Origin of the sequence: Methylobacterium frigidaeris, assembly GCF_022179185.1 — a bacterium.
Taxonomy (GTDB): Bacteria; Pseudomonadota; Alphaproteobacteria; order Rhizobiales; family Beijerinckiaceae; genus Methylobacterium; species Methylobacterium frigidaeris.
The window spans coordinates 181,519-198,792 of record NZ_BPQJ01000011.1 but is presented as its reverse complement, the minus strand read 5'-3'; the positions used below and the strand labels follow the sequence as shown (position 1 = coordinate 198,792).

Here is a 17,274-nt window from a genome sequence, read left to right as displayed (position 1 = left end):
CGTCTCAGCGCCCGGTCCGCAGGAGCGGCCGGCGCCGATGGGTGGTCGTATAGGCCCCGTTTCTTGGGCCGTCAACACCTGTTTTTCCGGCTCAGCTTCGAAAAACCCCCTCCCCGCTCCAGCGCGCGATGGCCTCGGCCAGCGTGAGTGGACCGGATGGGGGCCGGATCGCCGACGGCGTACCGGAGAACCGGGGCGCCGGCGCAGGCTGGGTCGTGCCATCGACGGTGACGAAGGTCTGGCGCGCCACGAGGTGGGGATGGTCGGCGGCCTCAGCGAGGGCGAGAACGGGGGCCAGGCAGGCATCCGTCCCTTCGAGAAGCCGGCACCACTCGTCCCGCGTCCTGCCCGCGAACAAGGTCTCGAGCTTGCGCCGCAGCACCGGCCACATCTCCGGGTCGTCGCGCCGGTCGAAATCCGGGTCGGCGTCGAGCCCGGTGAGGCGGCGGAACAGGGTGTAGAATTGTGGTTCGAGCGGCCCGATCGCGACGTGAAGGCCATCGCGACAGGCATAGGTGCGGTACCAGGGCGCGCCGCCATCGAGCAGGTTCGCTTCGCGCCGGTCGCTCCAACGGCCTTGCGAGGCCAGTTCCGAGAACATCGCCATCAGGGAGGCGGCGCCGTCGCAGATCGCCGCGTCGACGATCTGGCCCCGCCCGGTGCGGCCGGCCGAGAGCAGGCCGGCGAGAATCCCGGCGACGAGGTAGAGCGAGCCGCCGCCGTAATCGCCGACGAGGTTGAGCGGTGGTACCGGCCGCTCCGCCGGACCGATCGCCGCGAGGGCGCCGGTGACCGCGATGTAGGTGATGTCGTGTCCGGCCGACCTCGCCAGCGGTCCGTCCTGGCCCCAGCCGGTCATGCGGCCGTAGACGAGGCGTGGGTTGCGGGCGAGCACCGCCTCGGGCCCGAGGCCGAGCCGCTCCATCACGCCGGGGCGGAATCCCTCGATCAGGGCATCGGCCCGCTCCAGCAACGCGAGGGTGCCGGCGAGGTCGCCCGCATCCTTCAGGTCGACCGTCACGGTCGGGCGCCCGCGCACCACCACGTTCTGGGAGTAGGGATCGGCGCCGCCGGGCCGGTCGAGACGCACCAGCTCGGCGCCCATATCGGCAAGAAGCATGGCGGCGAAGGGGCCGGGGCCGATGCCTGCGAACTCGACGATGCGCAGGCCCGCGAGCGGCCCGCCCTGCCCGGCCTCATGCGACGAGTCCATGCGCTCCCTCCCCCCTTGGCGACCCCTCACCCGGCGCTTGTCGCCGTCCGATTCGGCGCGCCTTGACGATGGCAGGTCCGCCCCATAGCGATGGGGCCAACGACTTGATCGCGTAGCAGACCGGTCCGCCCTTCGCCATGGGCGGAAGGCGCAGGCGGCAGGGTTCACCCACCGGACGAGTGGGACTGCGACACGGGAGGACAAGGCATGAACGTCAACGGCGTAGCGGCCATCGTCACGGGCGGCGGATCGGGCCTGGGCGCGGCGACCGGCCGGGCGCTGGCGGCGGCGGGCGCTCGGGTCGCGCTCCTGGACCTCAACGAGGGCGCCGCGGCTGCGGTCGCGGAAGAGATCGGCGGCCTCGCCCTCCCCTGCGATGTCGCCGACGCGGCCAGCGCCGAGGCGGCGGTCGCACGGGCGGCGACAGCGCACGGGCCTGCCCGCATCCTGGTCAACTGCGCCGGCGTCGCGACCGCAGGCCGGATCGTCGGCCGCAACGGCCCGCTCGACCTCCAAGCCTACGCCAAGGTGATCCAGGTCAACCTGATCGGGAGCTTCAACCTGATGCGCCTCGTGGCGGCGGGTGCCCTCGCCCTCGATCCGCTGGAGGGGGGCGAGCGCGGCGTCATCATCTCCACCGCCTCGATCGCGGCCTACGAGGGTCAGGTGGGCCAGGCGGCCTACGCCTCCTCGAAGGCCGGAATCGTCGGCCTCACCCTGCCAGCGGCGCGGGAATTCGCGCCTGCCGGGATCCGGGTCTGCGCCATCGCGCCGGGCATCTTCGAGACGCCGATGCTGCGCGGCCTGCCGCAGGAGGTGCAGGATTCCCTCGGCGCCGCGGTGCCGTTCCCCTCGCGCCTCGGGAAGCCGGAGGAATACGCCAAGCTGGCGCTGGCCATCATCGACAACTCGATGCTGAACGGCGAGGTCATCCGCCTCGACGGCGGCTTGCGCATGCAGCCCAAGTAAGAGGGGTGACGCGATGCTGAGCAACGACCAGATCCTGATCCGCGACACCGCCCGCAGCTTCGCGCAAGGGAGGTTGAAGCCGTTCTCGGCCGAGTGGGACCGGGAGGTGCGCTTTCCCCGCGAGGCCATCGCCGAGATGGGAGCCCTCGGCTTCATGGGCATGCTGGTGCCCGAGGAGCATGGCGGGGCGGCCGCCGACCACGTCGCCTACGCTCTCGCCATCGAGGAGGTGGCGGCCGGCGACGGCGCGGTCTCGACGGTGATGAGCGTGCACAACTCGGTCGGCTGCATGCCGATCCTGAAATTCGGCAGCGCCGAGCAGAAGCAGCGCTTCTTAGGTCCACTCGCCCGCGGCGAGCAGCTCGCGGCCTTCTGCCTGACCGAGCCCGGGGCCGGCTCGGACGCCGCCGCCCTCAAGACCCGGGCGCGGCGCTCCGGCAATGCCTGGATCCTGTCGGGCACCAAGCAGTTCATCACCTCGGGGGCGAATGCCGACCTCGCCATCGTGTTCGCGGTGACCGACCCGGACGCCGGCAAGCGCGGCATCTCGGCCTTCATCGTGCCGACGACGACGCCGGGCTATAAAGTGGCCCGCCTCGAGCACAAGCTCGGCCAGCGCGCCTCGGACACGGCCCAGATCGTGTTCGAGGAGATGGAGCTCACCCCCGACCTGATGCTCGGCCAGGAGGGCGAGGGCCTGAAGATCGCGCTCGCGAATCTCGAAGGCGGGCGGATCGGCATCGCCGCCCAGGCGGTCGGCATGGCCCGCGCGGCCTTCGAGGCGGCGCTCGCCTATGCGGGCGAGCGCGAGACCTTCGGCCAGACGCTCAACCGGCATCAGGCGGTCGCCTTCCGCCTCGCCGACATGGCCACGCGGATCGAGGCCGCGCGCCTCCTGGTGCTGAACGCCGCGCGGCTGCGCGATGCCGGGCAGCCCTGCCTGAAGGAGGCGGCGATGGCCAAGCTCTTCGCCTCCGAGATGGCGGAGGGCGTCTGCTCCGACGCGATCCAGATCCATGGCGGCTACGGCTACCTCGCCGATTACCCGGTCGAGCAGATCTACCGCGACGTGCGGGTCTGCCAGATCTACGAGGGCACCAGCGACGTCCAGCGCATCGTGATCAGCCGGGCCCTGATGGCGTAAGGCGGCGTGCGGAGCGTCGCGGCGGGCAGTCATAGATCGGCGGTCGCTGCGTCAGGGCGAGGCGACAATGCTTGTCCGTTCAGCGGCAGTTCATTGCCGCCGAGCGGAGGGTGCATTCACCATGCCGTAGTCCGGCCGTGACGTACATCACCCGGCTTAGGTCGTCTCGTCGATCCGTACATGGCGCGACAGCCGCAGTTTAACGACTGCTTAAGTTTTTTAACGTTGTGTCGAGCCTCGCCTGGCGTTCCAGCGCCGACCCGCCGGCAAGGAGCGTCGCGGTGCATCCACGTCCTGACCGGGAGGCAGAACGCCTCTCCGCCCTGCACGCCCTCGGCATCCTCGACACGCCCCCCGAGGCCCATTTCGACGCGGTCTGCCGGCTCGCCCGCACGCTGTTCCGGGTGCCTTACGCCTGGATCTCGCTGGTCGATGCCGATCGGCTGTGGTGCAAGGCGGCCTCCGGCATCGCGTTCGGCCCGACCGACAGGGACGCGGCCTTCTGCAATCACGCGATCCTGAGCGACGCGCCCCTGATGGTCGAGGACGCGACGCACGACCCGCGCTTTCGCGACGTTGCGCTCGTGACCGGCGAGGCGGGCGTGCGGTTCTACGCCGGAATCCCGCTGATGCTGCGGCCCGGCCTGGCGCTCGGCACGCTCTGCCTCGCCGACACCGTCCCGCGCCGGCTCTCGGGCGACGAGACCGCGCGGCTCTCCGACCTTACCGACGTCGTGGTGGCACAACTTCGGCACTACGAGGCCAGCGTCACGAGCCAGACCGAGGCCCTGCGCCGGCGGGCGAGCGAGGAAGCCCTGGCCTTCGCCAACGGCAACCTGATGCTCGCCGAGCAGATGGCCCGCATCGGCCATTGGCGTATCGACCTCGCCTCGGGCGTCGTGACCTGGTCGGACGAGGTCTGCCGCATGCATGGGCGCGCGCCGGGAGATCCGGTCGCCGGCATCGAGGAAGCCATCGGGTACTTTCACCCGGAGGATCGCGGGCGGGTCGCGACCCTGGTCGCCGAGGCGCGGGAGCATAAGCAGGGCTTCTCCTTCAAGGCCCGGATCGTGCGGGAGGACGGCGACGTCCGGGTCATCGTCTCGCACGGCATCTGCCAGCAGGACGAGGCCGGCGCGGCCGTGGCCCTGTTCGGCAGCGCGCAGGACGTCACCGAGATCGACCGGGCCGAAGCCGAGCTGCGCGCCAGCACCGCCCTCCTCGACGCCACCCTGGAGCACATGGACCAGGGCCTGGTGATGGTCGACGAGGCCGGGATCGTGCGAGTCTGCAACGAGCGCGCCATCGCGCTCCTCGACCTGCCGCGGGACCTGATGCGCGCGAGGCCGACCTTCGACGACGTACGGCGCCATCAGATCGCGCAGGACGACTTCTCGCGATGCGACGCCCCCTTGCGCGACCAGGTCGCGCACGGGCCGCTCACGACCCATCCCCACACCTACGAGCGCGAGCGGCCGAACGGCACGGTCCTGGAGATCCGCACGGTGCCGCTCCCCACCGGCGGGGCGGTGCGCACCTACACCGACGTCACCGCCCGCAAGGTGGCGGACGCGCAGCTCGCCCACATGGCCCGGCACGACGCCCTGACCGGTCTGCCGAACCGGGCCCTGTTCCGCGAGAGCCTCGACCGGCGCCTCGCCGCGTTGCGGCGCCATGGCGGGACCTGCGGCGTGCTCTGCCTCGACCTCGACGCGTTCAAGGCGGTCAACGACACCCTCGGCCACTCGGCCGGCGACGCCCTGCTGCGCGAGGTCGCGGGGCGGATCCGCGCCGCCCTGCGGCAGGAGGACCTGCCCGCGCGCCTCGGCGGCGACGAGTTCGCGATCCTGCTCGGCGGCGAGGCCGGCGCGGACAGTGCCGCCGCGACGGCGGAGCGCTTGGTCGCGTCCTTGCGCGAGCCGGTGGATCTCGGCGGGCGGGAGGCGACGATCGGCGTCAGCATCGGCATCGCCCTCGCGCCCGAGCACGGGCTCGACGGCGACACCCTGCTCAAGCGGGCCGACCTCGCGCTCTACCGGGCGAAATCGGAAGGGCGCAACACCTACCGGCTCTTCGCCGCCGCCATGGACCGGGCGGCGAAGGAGCGCCACCGCCTCGAAATCGACCTGCGCCTCGCGCTCCAGCGCGGCGAGTTCTCCCTGCACTACCAGCCCGTCTTCGACCTCGCGGAGGGCCGGGTCGCGGCGGTCGAGGCGCTGCTGCGCTGGAACCATTCGGCCCGGGGTCCGCTCGGGCCCGCCGCGTTCCTGGCCCTCGCCGAGGAGACTGGCCTGATCGCGTCCCTGGGCGAGTGGGTGCTGCGCAGCGCCTTGCGCGACGCGCGGGCGCTCCCGCCGGGGATGCGGGTGGTGGTGAACGTCGCGGGCGGGCAGCTGCGGCAGGCCGGCCTCGTGGCGATCGTCCGGGCCGCACTGGCGGCGGCCGGGCAGGCGCCCGCGCGCCTCGAGCTCGACATCGCCGAGGGCGCGGTCGCGGAGGAGAGCGGGCGGCTGGCGGAGCTCGCCGCCCTCGGCATCGGGCTCGCCTTCGACGATTTCGGCGCCGGCGCCTCCTCCCTCGGCGCCCTCCAGCGCCTGCCCTTCGGGCGGATCAAGCTCGACCGGGCGCTCTCGGCCTGCGCGGCCTGCCCGGAGAGCGCCGGCCTCCTGCGCGCCGTCGTCGGCCTCGGGCGGGCGCTCGGCCGGGAGGTCACCGCGAAGGGCGTCGAGACCGAGGCGCAGCTCGCCGGCTTGCGGGAAGCGGGCTGCACCGGGGCGCAGGGGTTCCTGCTCGGCCGGCCCGTCCCATTCTGCGAGCTCGTACCGATGCTCGGCGGCGCGGTCACACGCCCCGGAACACGGCGTAGCCGAAGCGCGTGAACTTCAGCGGCAGGTGGTGATGCTCCGCCGCCTCCACGATGGTGAAGCGGAACGGCACCCGGTCGAGGAAGTGCGGGCCCGGCCTCCCCTGCGCGGTGAAGTAGTCGCCGAGGTGGAACACCGCCTCGTAGATGCCGGGCCCGACCCCGACGCCGCGCACGACCGGGTGATCGAAGGTGCCGTTGCGGCCGATCACCCCTTCGGCGACCGGGCGCGGGCCGGATTCGTCGAGGGCCGCCAGGGTGACCTTGAGGCCGAGGGCCGGGCAGCCCTCCGCCACGTCGACGGCGTGGACCGAGATGCCGCCGGCCGTCATCGGGACGCCGCCTCGGGCATGGTCGTTCCGGGCAGCTCGGGCCAGCGATCCGCGAACGGGCTCCGCCGCTCCAGCGTCTCGGCGACGTCGAGGAGCAGGTCGTCGCGGCCGAAGCCCGCCACGAGGTGGAGGCCGATCGGCATCCCGTCCGGCGCCGGGTCGACCGGCAGGCTCAGACCCGGCAGCGCCGCGGCGTTGACCCAGCCCGAATAGACCGCGTGGCCGCGGGGGCCGACCGGCTGCCCGTCGATCACCTCCGGGTAGACCGCATCCGCTGCCCAGGGCATTGCCGCGGCGGATGGTGTGACGACGAGGTCGAGATCCGCGAAGGCGGCGCTCGCGGCGTTGCGCAGGGCCTGCACCTTCTCGATGATGGCAGCGAGCAGGGTCGCGGGAGCGCGTGCGCCCTCCTCGGCCATCGCCCGGTACGGCGCGCTCGCCCGTGCGGCGAGGTCTCGGTCGGCCTCGAACAGGCGGGCGAGGCCGATCTTGCCGATCTCCGGCCACAACGCGTTCAACCCGGCGATCTCGAAGGGCAGCGGCCCCTCCTCGACCTGCACGCCGACGGCCTCGAGGTCGGCGAGCGCCCGCCGGCACGAGGCGGCGATGACCGGATCGAGGGGCGCGTCGCCGATCCGCTCGACGTAGCGGGCGCGCAACGGCCGCGCGGGACGCGGGTCCGGCACGAAAGTCGACCACAGCACCCGCGGATCGGCCCCCTGGAGCAGGGCGAGCACCGCGCGGCTGTCGGCGACGGTGCGGGTGAGCGCGCCCGCCACCTCGAAATCGAGGAGCGGCGAGGGCAGGCCGCCCAGCCGCGGCACCCGGCCGAGGCTGCTCTTCAGCCCGACGAGACCGGTATGAGCAGCAGGCCGGCGCAGGGAGCCGCCGCCATCGGTGCCCAGCGCGATCGGCGCGTAGCCGGCCGCCGTCGCGGCGGCGCCCCCGCCGGTCGAGCCGCCGGGGGTGAGGCCGACGTTCCACGGGTTGCGAGTGACGCCGAAACGGGCAGTTGCCGTGTAACCTTGCACCGCGAATTCCGGCATCGTCGTCTTGGCGAGCGTGACTAGGCCGGCGCGGCGTGCCCGCGCGACGGGCAGCTCGTCATGGGCGGAGGGCGGCGCCTCGCCCGGCTCGGCGTAGGTCGAGGGCATGCCTTCGGTGACCAGGAATTCCTTCACGGTCATCGGCACGCCGTCGAGGGCGGAGAGCGGCGTGCCCGCGCGCCAGCGCGCGGCGCTCGCCTCGGCCTCCGCCCGCGCCCCCGGATTCTCCCGCGCGATGGCATTGAGGTGCGGCTCCCAGGCGGCGGCCCGCGCCTGCGCCGCTTCCAGGGCATCGACCGGGGAGGCACGCCCGCTGGCGAATAGCCGGCCGAGTTCGAGCGCCGGCTGGCGCCACAGCTCCGTGCTCATGCGAGCCCTCCAACGATCAAGTGATGGTCCAACATAGGCTTTCCCGAAAATGGCATACGATTTGCGACGCTGGGGCAGCAAGATCGATGCCGCAGGAATCATCACCGTGACACCATCCGGATCACGCAACCAGGCCCAGGCGGAGGGCCGGTCCGTCGTGCTCGACGGCATCACCCACCGGTATGGCGGCGCCGTCGCGGTCGAGAACGTGAATCTCGACATCAAGGGCGGCGAACTGGTCTCGCTGCTCGGGCCGTCGGGCTGCGGCAAGACCACGTTGCTGCGCATCGTCGCAGGCTTCCTGCGCCAGACCGAGGGGCGGGTGATCGTCGGCGACGCGGTCATCGACGCCCTGCCGCCGAGCCGGCGCGCCGTCGGCATCGTCTTCCAGAACTACGCCCTGTTCCCGCACCTGACCGTGGCCGAGAACGTCGCCTACGGCCTCGCCGCCCGCGGCGCGCCACGGGCCGAGCAGGCGGCGGAGGCGAAGCGCCTCCTCGACCTCGTGCAGCTGGGCCATGCTGGCGCGCGCACTCCGCGCCAGCTCTCCGGCGGGCAGCAGCAGCGGGTGGCGCTCGCCCGGGCACTCGCCATCCGCCCGGCGGTGCTGCTCCTCGACGAGCCCTTCGCGGCGCTCGACAAGAACCTGCGCCTCGACATGCAGATCGAGGTGAAGCGGCTCCAGCGCGTCGCCGGCGTGACCACGCTGCTGGTCACCCACGACCAGGAGGAGGCCCTGTCGCTCTCCGACCGGGTGGCGGTGCTCTCGAACGGCCGGCTCGAGCAGTTCGCCGCGCCGACCACGGTCTACGACGCCCCGGAATCCCTGTTCGTCAACACCTTCGTGGGCTCGGCCAATGCGGTGCCGGGGGTGCTGCTCGGCGAGGAGGCGGGCCGGCCGCGCGTCGCGCTCGATGCCGGCGGCGAGGTAGTGGCCCGTCCCCTCGCCCAGCCGATCGCGCCGGGATCCCGGGTGACCGTCTGCCTGCGCCCCGAGCACCTGCGCCTCACGGAGGAGCAGGAGGGCATCGCGGGCGTGGTCGAGATGGCGCTGCCGCTCGGCCCCACCGTCGTCCACGAGGTCCGGGTCGGCGCCGGCCGCCCGCTCAAGATCGCCGAGCCGCGCCTTGGCGGCGGGGCCTTGCGCCCGCCCGGCACCCCCGTGCGCATCGCCGTCGCCCCAGGCCTCGCCTCCGCCTTCCCGGCCGCCGCCTGAATCCCTGAAAGGATCCCCGATGCTCGACCGCCGCCGCCTGCTCACCACCGCCCTGTCGCTCGGCGCGATGGAGCTATTTCCCGGCCTGTCCTTCGCGCAGGCCCGGCCCCTCGTCTTCGCCACCTTCACGGGCAGCTGGGAGGAGGCGCACAAGGCCGTGCTGGTGCCGGCCTTCCGCAAGGAGACGAACAACGCCCCGATCGTCCTCGATCCGATGCTGTCGGTCGATCAGATCGCCAAGGTCTCGGCCGCCAAGGCCAATCCGCCGATCGACGTGATGCTGCACGATCCGGGCCCGGCGCTGACGGCTCTGGCCCAGGACCTGGTCGAGCCCTTTCCCGTAGAGCGCAGCGCCGCCTTCAAGGAGCTGATCCCCGACGCGCAGGACCCGAACGGGCCCGCCGCCTTCTTCCAGGTCGTCGGCCTGACCTACAACCCCGACACGGTGAAGACCCCGCCGACCTCCTGGGCCGACCTGTGGCGGCCCGAATACAAGGGAAGGGTCGGCATCACCAACATGAACTCGACGCTGGGCACCGGCTTCATGGTCGAGATCGCGAAGATGCATGGCGGCTCGGAATCGAACATCGATCCCGCCTTCAAGGCGATGGAGAAACTGAAGCCCAACCTCTCGGCGGTGGCGGCCAATCCGGGCGCGCTCGCCACCCTGTTCCAGCAGGGCCAGGTCGACATCTCGCCGGGCAACTTCAACGCGATCCAGATCCTGAAGGCCAAGGGCGTGCCGGTGGAGTTCGTGGCGCCGAAGGAAGGCGCCATCGCGTTCAAGACGCTGATCCAGATCGTCAAGAACTCGCCCAACCGCGAGCTCGCCTTCAAGCTGATCGAGGCGGCGATCTCCGAGCCGGTCCAGACCCGGCTGATGCAGGCGCCCTACCTGGTGGTGCCCACCAACACCAAGGTCAAGATGACCGGCGAGATCGCCCGGGTGCTCGCACGTGACACCGACGACCTGAAGAAGAAGTTCGTGTTCCAGGACTGGAAGACGATCAACGCGCAGCGCCCGGCCTGGATCGAGCGGTTCAACCGCGAGATCAAGCTGTAGGAGTTCCCCCGTGGCTCTGCCGGACGTCACCACCTATCCGTTGCGGCTGGCGAGCCCGCTCGCCCTGTTCTTCGCGGCGTTCTTCGCCGCGCCCCTCGTCGCGCTGCTCGCCCTGTCGCTCCAGGGGCCGGACGGGCATCTCGGCCTGTCGCAATACACGGCTTTCCTGAGTGACGGCTTCAGCCTCGGCGTGCTCCTCGGCACGCTCTGGCTCGGGCTCAAGGTCACGGCCGCCTGCCTCGTCCTCGGCCTGCCCCTGGCGCTGGTCGCGACCCGGGCAGGCGGCTGGGTCCGGGGCGTGATCATCCTGGCGGTACTGACGCCGCTCCTCACCAGCGTCGTCATCCGCACCTTCGCGTGGATCGTGATCCTCGGGCGGCAGGGGGTGGTGAATTCCGTCCTCTCCTCCCTCGGGTTGATCGAGACGCCGCTGCGGATGCTCTACGCGGAGGGCGGCCTCGTCGCGGCGCTCGCGCAGGTGCAGATGCCGCTCATGGTGCTACCGCTGATGACGGCCCTGGCGCGCATCGATCCCAGCCTGTGGGACGCCTCGGAAGCGCTCGGGGCCGGGCGCTGGCGCACCTTCGTGCGCGTGACCCTGCCGCTCTGCCTGCCGGGCCTGATCGCCGGGGCGGTCCTCACCTTCGCGGCGGCGATCTCCGGCTTCATCACCCAGTCGCTGATCGGCGGCGGGCAGATGCTGTTCATGCCGGGCTACATCTACCAGCAGGCCATCGCGCTGCAGAACTGGCCCTTCGCGGCGGCGATGTCGGTGATCTTCCTCGTCGCGGTGCTCGCCGTGGTGCTGGCCTTCAACGCGCTCGGCCGCCTCGCCCGCGGCTACGCCCAGACCTGAGGACTTCCGATGTCCCGTTCCCCCGGTGCCCTCGACCGCCTCTCGTTCGAGGGCATCCTGCACCTCCTCGCCCTCCTCGCCCTGGTGCTGCTCCTCGCCCCCACCCTGATCGTGCTGGTGGTCTCGTTCACCGACGGGCTGTCCCTGCGCTTCCCGCCGCCGGGCTATTCCTTGCGCTGGTACGCCGAGCTGATGGAGGCGTGGCAGCTCCACTACGCGCTCAAGAACAGCCTCACGGTCGCGGTGCTGGCGACCGTGCTGGCGGTCGGGCTCGGGGTGCTGGCGGCCCTCGCCGTCGCGCGCTCGCCGCGCCTGTCGGCGCGCCTCCTCGACAGCTTCTTCCTCTCGCCGCTGATCCTGCCGGCCCTCGCCTTCGGGCTGTCGAGCCTGATGTTCTTCTCGCTCCTCGGCTGGCCGGTCTCGATCTTCACGCTGGTGCTCGGCCACACAGTGGTCTGCGTGCCTTACGTGGTGCGCAACACCGTGGCGGCGCTGACCCAGCTCCAGCCGGCCCTCCTCGAAGGCTCGGCCAGCCTCGGCGCCTCGCGGCTCTACACCTTCCGCCGCATCACCCTGCCGCTGATACGGCCCGGCATCCTCTCGGGCGGGTTTCTCGCCTTCATGGCCTCCTTCGACAACATCCCGGTCTCGCTGTTCCTGCGCGACGCCGCCACCGACATGCTGCCGATCCGGATGTGGCAGGATCTGGAAGGCCGCCTCGACGTGACCATCGCGGCGCTCTCCGGCATCCTGATCGTCGCGACGATCGGGGGGATCGCCGTGATGGAGCGGGTGACCGGGTTGTCGCGGCGGCTGGTGTGACGCGGGTGTCCCTCCCGGCCTCACCCGACGCCCCGCCCCGCCCCGCCCCCTCCCTGACCGAGCAGGCCGCCGCCGCCTTGCGCCGGCTGATCCTGCTCAACCTGCTCGCCCCCGGCGAGGTCCTGAACGAGCCCGACCTGGTGGCGCGCCTCGGCGTCTCCCGCACGCCGGTGCGCGAGGCCCTGAAGCTGCTCGCCGGCGAGGGCCTCGTCACCCTGCGGCGCAACCGCGCCGCCCTGGTGGCGCGGCTCGACCCCGCCGACCTCGTGCCGCTCTTCGAGCTGGAAGTCGCGCTGGAGAGCTTCTGCGCGGGGCTCGCCGCCGAGCGGATGACCGGTCCTGAGATCGACCGGCTCGACCGTCTCCAAACCGCCCTCGAGGCGGCGCGGGACGATCGCGACGCCTATACCCGCCTCAACCGCCAGGCCCACCGGCTGATCGTGACCGCGTCCCGCAGCCCGGCCATCGCCGAGGCTCACGGCCGGGCCTTCCCCCGGCTGGAGCGCGCCCGCAACTTCGCCCTCGCGGCGGAAGGGCGGGTGGCGGAATCGCTCGCCGAGCACCAGGCGATCCTGGAGGCCCTGCGGGCGCGCGACCCCGGGCGCGCCCGGACCCTGATGCACGCCCACGTCGCCCGCACCCAGGCCCTGATGGTGGCCCGCCTGACCGAAGGACTGCGCCGATGACCGACACGACGCAAGAGGCGGCCCTGGCGGCGAGCGTGGGAGCGGCCTTGGCCCTCGGGGTGATCCTGCCCTCCTCGAACCGGGTGGTGGAACGGGCGACGGAAGCCCGGCTCGCCGGCTTGCCTGCCATCGCCTGCTACGCGCGGGTGCCCTACGGGGCGATGCTCAAGGGCGAGGCGTACGACGACGCCGTCTTCCTGACCGCCGCCGATCTCCTGGCGGATGCCGGCGTGGCGGCGTTGTGCTGGAACGCGACGCGAGGCGCCGCCCTCGGCTTCGCGCCCGACGAGCACCTGTGCGCGACCGTCACCCGCCGCACCGGCCTGCCGATGGTGACGACGGCCCTCGCCGCCCGCGCGCGGATCACCCTTGCGGGCTACCGCCGCCTCGGTCTCGTGGTGCAGGGCGGACCGGAGGAGGCCGAGCTTGTCGGCGCGCGCTTCGCGGAAGCCGGCATTGCGATCGGCTCCGCCTGCCCGCTCGGCATCACCGAGAACCGCCTCGCTGCCGAGGTGAGCCCGTCCCGTCTCGAAGGCGCGGTGCGGGAGGTGGCGATCGGCGCCGACGCGGTGCTGATCTGGAGCACCAACCTGCCCGGCTGGCGCTTGCCGGCCGCGCTCGACGGCGTGCCGATCCTCGACGCGACGAGCCTCGGCACGGAGGCGCTGCTGGAGGCCGCCGGGCTGCCGAACAATCATGGGGCCGGTTCAAGTCGTTGAAACGGAGTTTACTCAGTCGATACGGCCCGAACTCTCCGGGTCGTTCCATTCGAGGCAGATCAAATGGGCCCCACGGCCATGATGGTGCGGTGCCTGAAAATTCCGCATGGCACCCCTGCGATGCGTCCCGCTGACGCCCTGTGCTAAGGCTGACGCCACGCCCGGGAAGAGGCGTGCGGGGGGAGACGGGACGGGCGCCGCGGCGCCTGCCGGCGCCCGCACTCCGCCTCCGGGTCCAAGCCACCCAGGCAGCTCACAGCAGGCAGCCCCCATGAGCCTCATCACCTATCTCACCCGGATCCAGTTCGAGCGCGGCGCCGTCCGGCTGATCGGCGAGGAGCTGGCGCTCCTCGGCGCGCGCCGGCCCCTCGTCGTGACCGATCGCGGCGTCGTGGCGGCCGGCCTGATCGCCCGCGTCCTCGACGCCGCCGGCCTGCCGGCGAGCACCCCGGTCTTCGACGGCACGCCCGAAAACCCGACCGAGGAGGCGACGCTGGAGGCCCGGGACCGCTTCAAGGCGGAAGGGTGCGATTCGGTGATCGCGGTCGGCGGCGGCTCGCCGCTCGACCTCGCCAAGGGCGTGGCGCTGCTCGCCACCCATGACGAGCCGCTCGCCGCTTACGCGGCGATCCTCGGCGGCATCCCGCGGATCCGGGCCGACCAGCCCCCGGTGATCGCCGTGCCGACCACCGCCGGCACCGGCAGCGAGGTCGGCCGCGCCGCCCTTATCACCCTCGCCGACGGGCGCAAGCTCGGCTTCATCTCGCCTCACCTGATCCCGAACGTGGCGATCTGCGACCCCGAGCTGACGCTGGGCCTGCCCTCCGGCCTGACCGCCGCCACCGGCATGGACGCGCTCACCCACTGCATCGAGACCTATCTCAGCCCCCGCCACAACCCGCCGGCCGAGGCGATCGCCCTCGACGGGCTCGCCCGCGCCACCCGCTCGCTCGTCCGCGCGGTGCGCGACGGCAGCGACATCGAGGCCCGCGAGGACATGATGATGGCCGCGCTCGAGGGCGGCATGACGTTCCAGAAGGGCCTCGGCGCGGTCCACTCGATGTCGCACGCGCTCGGCGGCCTGAAGGCCAAGCGGCTGCATCACGGCACCCTCAATGCCGTGATCCTGCCGCACGTGCTGCGCTTCAACGCCCCGGCCTGCGCGGAGAAGTACGGCGCCTTGCGCAAGGCGATGGGCCTGCCGGAGGACGCCGACCTCGCCGCCGCGATCGAGGCGTTGAACCACGACCTCGGCCTGCCGGCCGACCTCGCCGTCATGGGGGTGACGGAGGCCGATTGCGAGGCTCTGATTTCGCGCGCGGTCGAGGATCACTCGACGGCGACCAACGGGCGGCCGGTCGGGGCCGAGGAGTTCCGCGGGCTGTTCCGGGCTTCGCTGCTCGGACGGGCGGCGTAGCCGGGGCCGAACCGGGCTCGGCGGGCCCATGGGGCGGCAGGGCGCGGGATCGGGATCACCCGCCGCGCCACGCCATTCTCACCCTTCCGGCTCGAACCCCATCGCCACGCCGTTCATGCAGTAGCGCAGGCCGGTCGGGGCCGGGCCGTCGTCGAAGACGTGGCCGAGATGGCCCTTGCAGCGGGCGCAATGGACCTCGGTTCGGGTCATGAAGAACGAGCGGTCGGTCTGCGTCTCCACCGCGCCGTCGAGGGGCGCGGAGAAGCTCGGCCAGCCGGTGCCGGACTCGAACTTGGTGGCGGAGTCGAACAACGGCTGGCCGCAGCCGGCGCACACGAAGGTGCCGGTTCGTTTCTCGTGGTTGAGCGGGCTGGTGCCGGGGCGCTCGGTGCCGTGCTCGCGCAGCACCCGGTATTGCTGGGGGGTCAGACTCCGGCGCCACTCCGCATCGGTGCGGGTCTCGGCGGTGCCGGTCTCGTTCGCGGCCATCGGGGCCTCTCCTCGTCGCGTCCCTGAGTGACGAGGCCACAAGATGGTGGTGGGCGCCGCATCTGGCGAGAGGCTGCGGCGCCACGGCGAGGTCAGGCTGGCGCCCCGACCGTATCGGCCATCCGGGCGCGGCGCGCGCCCATCGGCTGCTCCGGCCCCGTGGTGGTGTCGCGGGCGGTCTGGTGCTCCAGCTCGGCGTTGATCTCGCCGCCGAGCAGCACGATCGTGGACGAGATCCAGATCCAGGTCATGAAGCCGATCGCGGCGCCGAGCGAGCCGTAGGTCTCGTTGTAGCTGCCGAAATGCGCGACGTACCAGGAGAAGCCGATCGAGGCGACGAGCCAGACCACCCCGGCGGTGATGCTGCCGGGCGTGACCCAGCGCCAGCGCGGCAGGTCGCGGCTCGGGCCGTAGCGGTAGAGCAGCGCCAGAACGAGGAGCAGGATCGCCAGGAGCGCCGGCCAGCGCAGCAGCGCGATGTACCAAGCCTTCGGACTGATGTTGATGCCGAAGTTGCCGAGGAAGTTCAGCGCCACCGGCAGCACCACGATGCAACCCAGAGCCACGACCACGAACAGAAGCGCGCCGAACGTGAAGGTGAGCGAGCGCAGGTTGAGCTGGATGAAGCTGCGCTTCTCGTCCTCCTCGTAGACGATGTTGAGCGCGTCGAACATCGCCTTCATGCCCGCATTGGCGCTCCACAGCGAGATCGCGAGGCTGGTGAAGAAGGTGATACCGAGTGTCGTGCCGCCCTTGGCGGTGATGCGCTTGACCTGGTCGCCGATGATCTCCAGCGCCCCCGAGGGCACCACGCCCTGGAGCAGGGCCAGATGGTCGTTGATCGTGCTCGGATCGGTGAACAGCCCGTAGAGCGAGACGAGCGCCGCCACCGCCGGGAAGAGCGCGAGCAGGGTATAGAATGTCACGCCGGCGGCCACCGACAGCACCCGGTCCTTCTGGAACTCGAGATAGACGCGGTAGAGCACGTCCTTCCAGCCCTTGGCCGGGATCTCGGTCGGCGTCTCGGCCTTGCGCCCGCGCTCCACCTCGGTCTCCGCGACCCACTGGGCCGGGCGCCCGGAATACGACTTTGCGCCGCCGCCGAGATGCCGCGTCGGGTCCGGCGCCGCGTCCGTGATGCCGTCCGGGCGTCGCGCCGTGACGAGGCGGACGAGGGCGAGGCCGAGGAAGACGGTCCACAAGGTCGAGGTCACGCCGGACGGGGCGGAACCGGAGCGGGGTTCGGGCGGCATCGCGACACCGGAGGCAAGGGGGAGACGCATCGCCCACAAGCGTGGGCGCTCCGGATCACAACGTCGCGCTGCAGGGAGCGTTCCGACTCCGGTAAAATGCCTGTGGGCCAATGAGTTGACCAGACGCGATCAGGCCGCCGCGCTGCCGCCCGGCAGGCTGCGGATCAGCTCGGCGAAGCGGTCGCCCTGCACCAGCACGTGGGCGCGCAGGCGCTCGCCGGCCAGGGCCTCGTCCCCGGCCAGGATCGCCTCCACGGCGCCCTCGTGCTCGGCGAGCGACTGGCGCAGCCGGTTGCGGGCCCGGAGCTGGATGCGCCGGAACGGCGCCAGGCGACGGCTCAAGGTCACCGCCTGCTCGCACAGGAAGCCGTTGCGCGAAGCCCGGTAGATCACCGCGTGAAACACCGCGTTCTCGGCGTAGTAGGCCTCCGTGTCGCCAGCCGAGGCGGCCATCCGGCAGGCGTCGAGCGCCGCGAGGAGCTCGCGCTGATGCGCGTCGGTCAGGCGTCTGGCGGCGAGGCGGCCGCAGGCGGCCTCCAGCTCCGCCATGGTCTCGAACATCTCGATCAGCCGGGCCGGTTCCGGCGTGCTCACCACCGCGCCGCGCCGCGGCTTGACCTCGATCAGGCCGGTGACGGCGAGCTGCAGCAGCGCCTCGCGGATCGGCGTGCGCGAGACCCCGAACCGGGCAGCCAACTGGACCTCGTCGAGCCGGTCGCCGGGACGCAGCACCCCGTCCACGATCTCGTCCTCGATCGTCTGCCGCAGCCGCTGGGCGTGGCTCATGGTCGATCCCGCCTTCCACCATCGGTGAATA

Annotated in this window: 16 protein-coding genes; 10 read left to right on the top strand and 6 right to left on the bottom strand. The window is 72.0% G+C overall.

All coding sequences use genetic code 11. The annotated features are described in order from the left end of the window. Positions 1-91: 91 nt before the first annotated feature. Complete coding sequence (locus MFF64_RS14115) at positions 92-1,213, bottom strand: CaiB/BaiF CoA transferase family protein (RefSeq protein ID WP_099907993.1); 1,122 nt, start codon at positions 1,211-1,213, stop codon at positions 92-94. Positions 1,214-1,420: 207 nt separating this feature from the next. Between MFF64_RS14115 and MFF64_RS14110 the strand changes: the two genes are divergently transcribed. The 3 genes from MFF64_RS14110 to MFF64_RS14100 all read left to right on the top strand — a co-directional run bounded on the left by MFF64_RS14110 (position 1,421) and on the right by MFF64_RS14100 (position 6,205). After that, on the top strand, positions 1,421-2,182 hold the full coding sequence (locus MFF64_RS14110; RefSeq protein ID WP_099907991.1) for an SDR family NAD(P)-dependent oxidoreductase: 762 nt from the start codon (positions 1,421-1,423) through the stop codon (positions 2,180-2,182). Positions 2,183-2,195: 13 nt separating this feature from the next. After that, positions 2,196-3,326 (top strand): acyl-CoA dehydrogenase family protein, encoded by a 1,131-nt coding sequence (locus MFF64_RS14105; protein WP_099907989.1) that lies wholly within the window; start codon positions 2,196-2,198, stop codon positions 3,324-3,326. Positions 3,327-3,607: 281 nt separating this feature from the next. After that, entirely contained in the window at positions 3,608-6,205 is a 2,598-nt protein-coding gene (locus tag MFF64_RS14100) for a sensor domain-containing phosphodiesterase (RefSeq protein WP_133123721.1), read from the top strand. Here MFF64_RS14100 and MFF64_RS14095 read toward each other — a convergent pair. Continuing rightward, complete coding sequence (locus MFF64_RS14095) at positions 6,168-6,521, bottom strand: hydroxyisourate hydrolase (protein ID WP_099907984.1); 354 nt, start codon at positions 6,519-6,521, stop codon at positions 6,168-6,170. The genes MFF64_RS14100 and MFF64_RS14095 overlap by 38 nt on opposite strands. Beyond that, on the bottom strand, positions 6,518-7,936 hold the full coding sequence (locus MFF64_RS14090; RefSeq protein ID WP_099907982.1) for an amidase: 1,419 nt from the start codon (positions 7,934-7,936) through the stop codon (positions 6,518-6,520). The genes MFF64_RS14095 and MFF64_RS14090 overlap by 4 nt, the downstream gene beginning before the upstream one ends. Positions 7,937-8,042: 106 nt before the next feature. On the opposite strand from MFF64_RS14090, the gene MFF64_RS14085 reads away from it, so the two are divergent. From MFF64_RS14085 to gbd, 7 genes are all read left to right on the top strand, one after another. Then, positions 8,043-9,152: an ABC transporter ATP-binding protein gene (locus tag MFF64_RS14085; RefSeq protein ID WP_238191246.1), complete on the top strand. Its 1,110-nt coding sequence runs from the start codon at positions 8,043-8,045 to the stop codon at positions 9,150-9,152. 19 nt (positions 9,153-9,171) lie between these two features. Further along, complete coding sequence (locus tag MFF64_RS14080; protein WP_099907979.1) at positions 9,172-10,215, top strand: ABC transporter substrate-binding protein; 1,044 nt, start codon at positions 9,172-9,174, stop codon at positions 10,213-10,215. Between the two features lie 10 nt (positions 10,216-10,225). Beyond that, positions 10,226-11,071 carry an ABC transporter permease gene (locus tag MFF64_RS14075; protein WP_099907977.1) on the top strand — a complete coding sequence of 282 codons (846 nt, stop codon included), beginning with the start codon at positions 10,226-10,228 and terminating at the stop codon, positions 11,069-11,071. Between the two features lie 9 nt (positions 11,072-11,080). Continuing rightward, on the top strand, positions 11,081-11,893 hold the full coding sequence (locus tag MFF64_RS14070; protein WP_099907975.1) for an ABC transporter permease: 813 nt from the start codon (positions 11,081-11,083) through the stop codon (positions 11,891-11,893). A gap of 5 nt (positions 11,894-11,898) precedes the next feature. Further along, on the top strand, positions 11,899-12,579 hold the full coding sequence (locus MFF64_RS14065; protein ID WP_238191244.1) for a GntR family transcriptional regulator: 681 nt from the start codon (positions 11,899-11,901) through the stop codon (positions 12,577-12,579). Continuing rightward, on the top strand, positions 12,576-13,298 hold the full coding sequence (locus MFF64_RS14060; RefSeq protein WP_099898597.1) for an Asp/Glu/hydantoin racemase: 723 nt from the start codon (positions 12,576-12,578) through the stop codon (positions 13,296-13,298). Before MFF64_RS14065 ends, MFF64_RS14060 begins: the two co-directional genes overlap by 4 nt. Before the next feature lie 271 nt (positions 13,299-13,569). After that, entirely contained in the window at positions 13,570-14,715 is a 1,146-nt protein-coding gene (gene gbd, locus MFF64_RS14055; RefSeq protein ID WP_099898599.1) for a 4-hydroxybutyrate dehydrogenase, read from the top strand. A 78-nt stretch (positions 14,716-14,793) separates the two neighbouring features. Here gbd and msrB read toward each other — a convergent pair whose 3' ends face one another. The 3 genes from msrB to MFF64_RS14040 form a co-directional block, all read right to left on the bottom strand. After that, positions 14,794-15,204, bottom strand: coding sequence for a peptide-methionine (R)-S-oxide reductase MsrB (gene msrB, locus MFF64_RS14050; RefSeq protein WP_099898601.1), 411 nt, complete (start codon positions 15,202-15,204; stop codon positions 14,794-14,796). A gap of 92 nt (positions 15,205-15,296) precedes the next feature. Continuing rightward, a complete protein-coding gene (locus tag MFF64_RS14045; protein ID WP_099898603.1) occupies positions 15,297-16,457 on the bottom strand; it encodes a YihY/virulence factor BrkB family protein in 1,161 nt (386 codons plus the stop codon). A gap of 129 nt (positions 16,458-16,586) precedes the next feature. Further along, positions 16,587-17,243, bottom strand: coding sequence for a GntR family transcriptional regulator (locus MFF64_RS14040; RefSeq protein WP_099898605.1), 657 nt, complete (start codon positions 17,241-17,243; stop codon positions 16,587-16,589). Positions 17,244-17,274 lie beyond the last annotated feature (31 nt).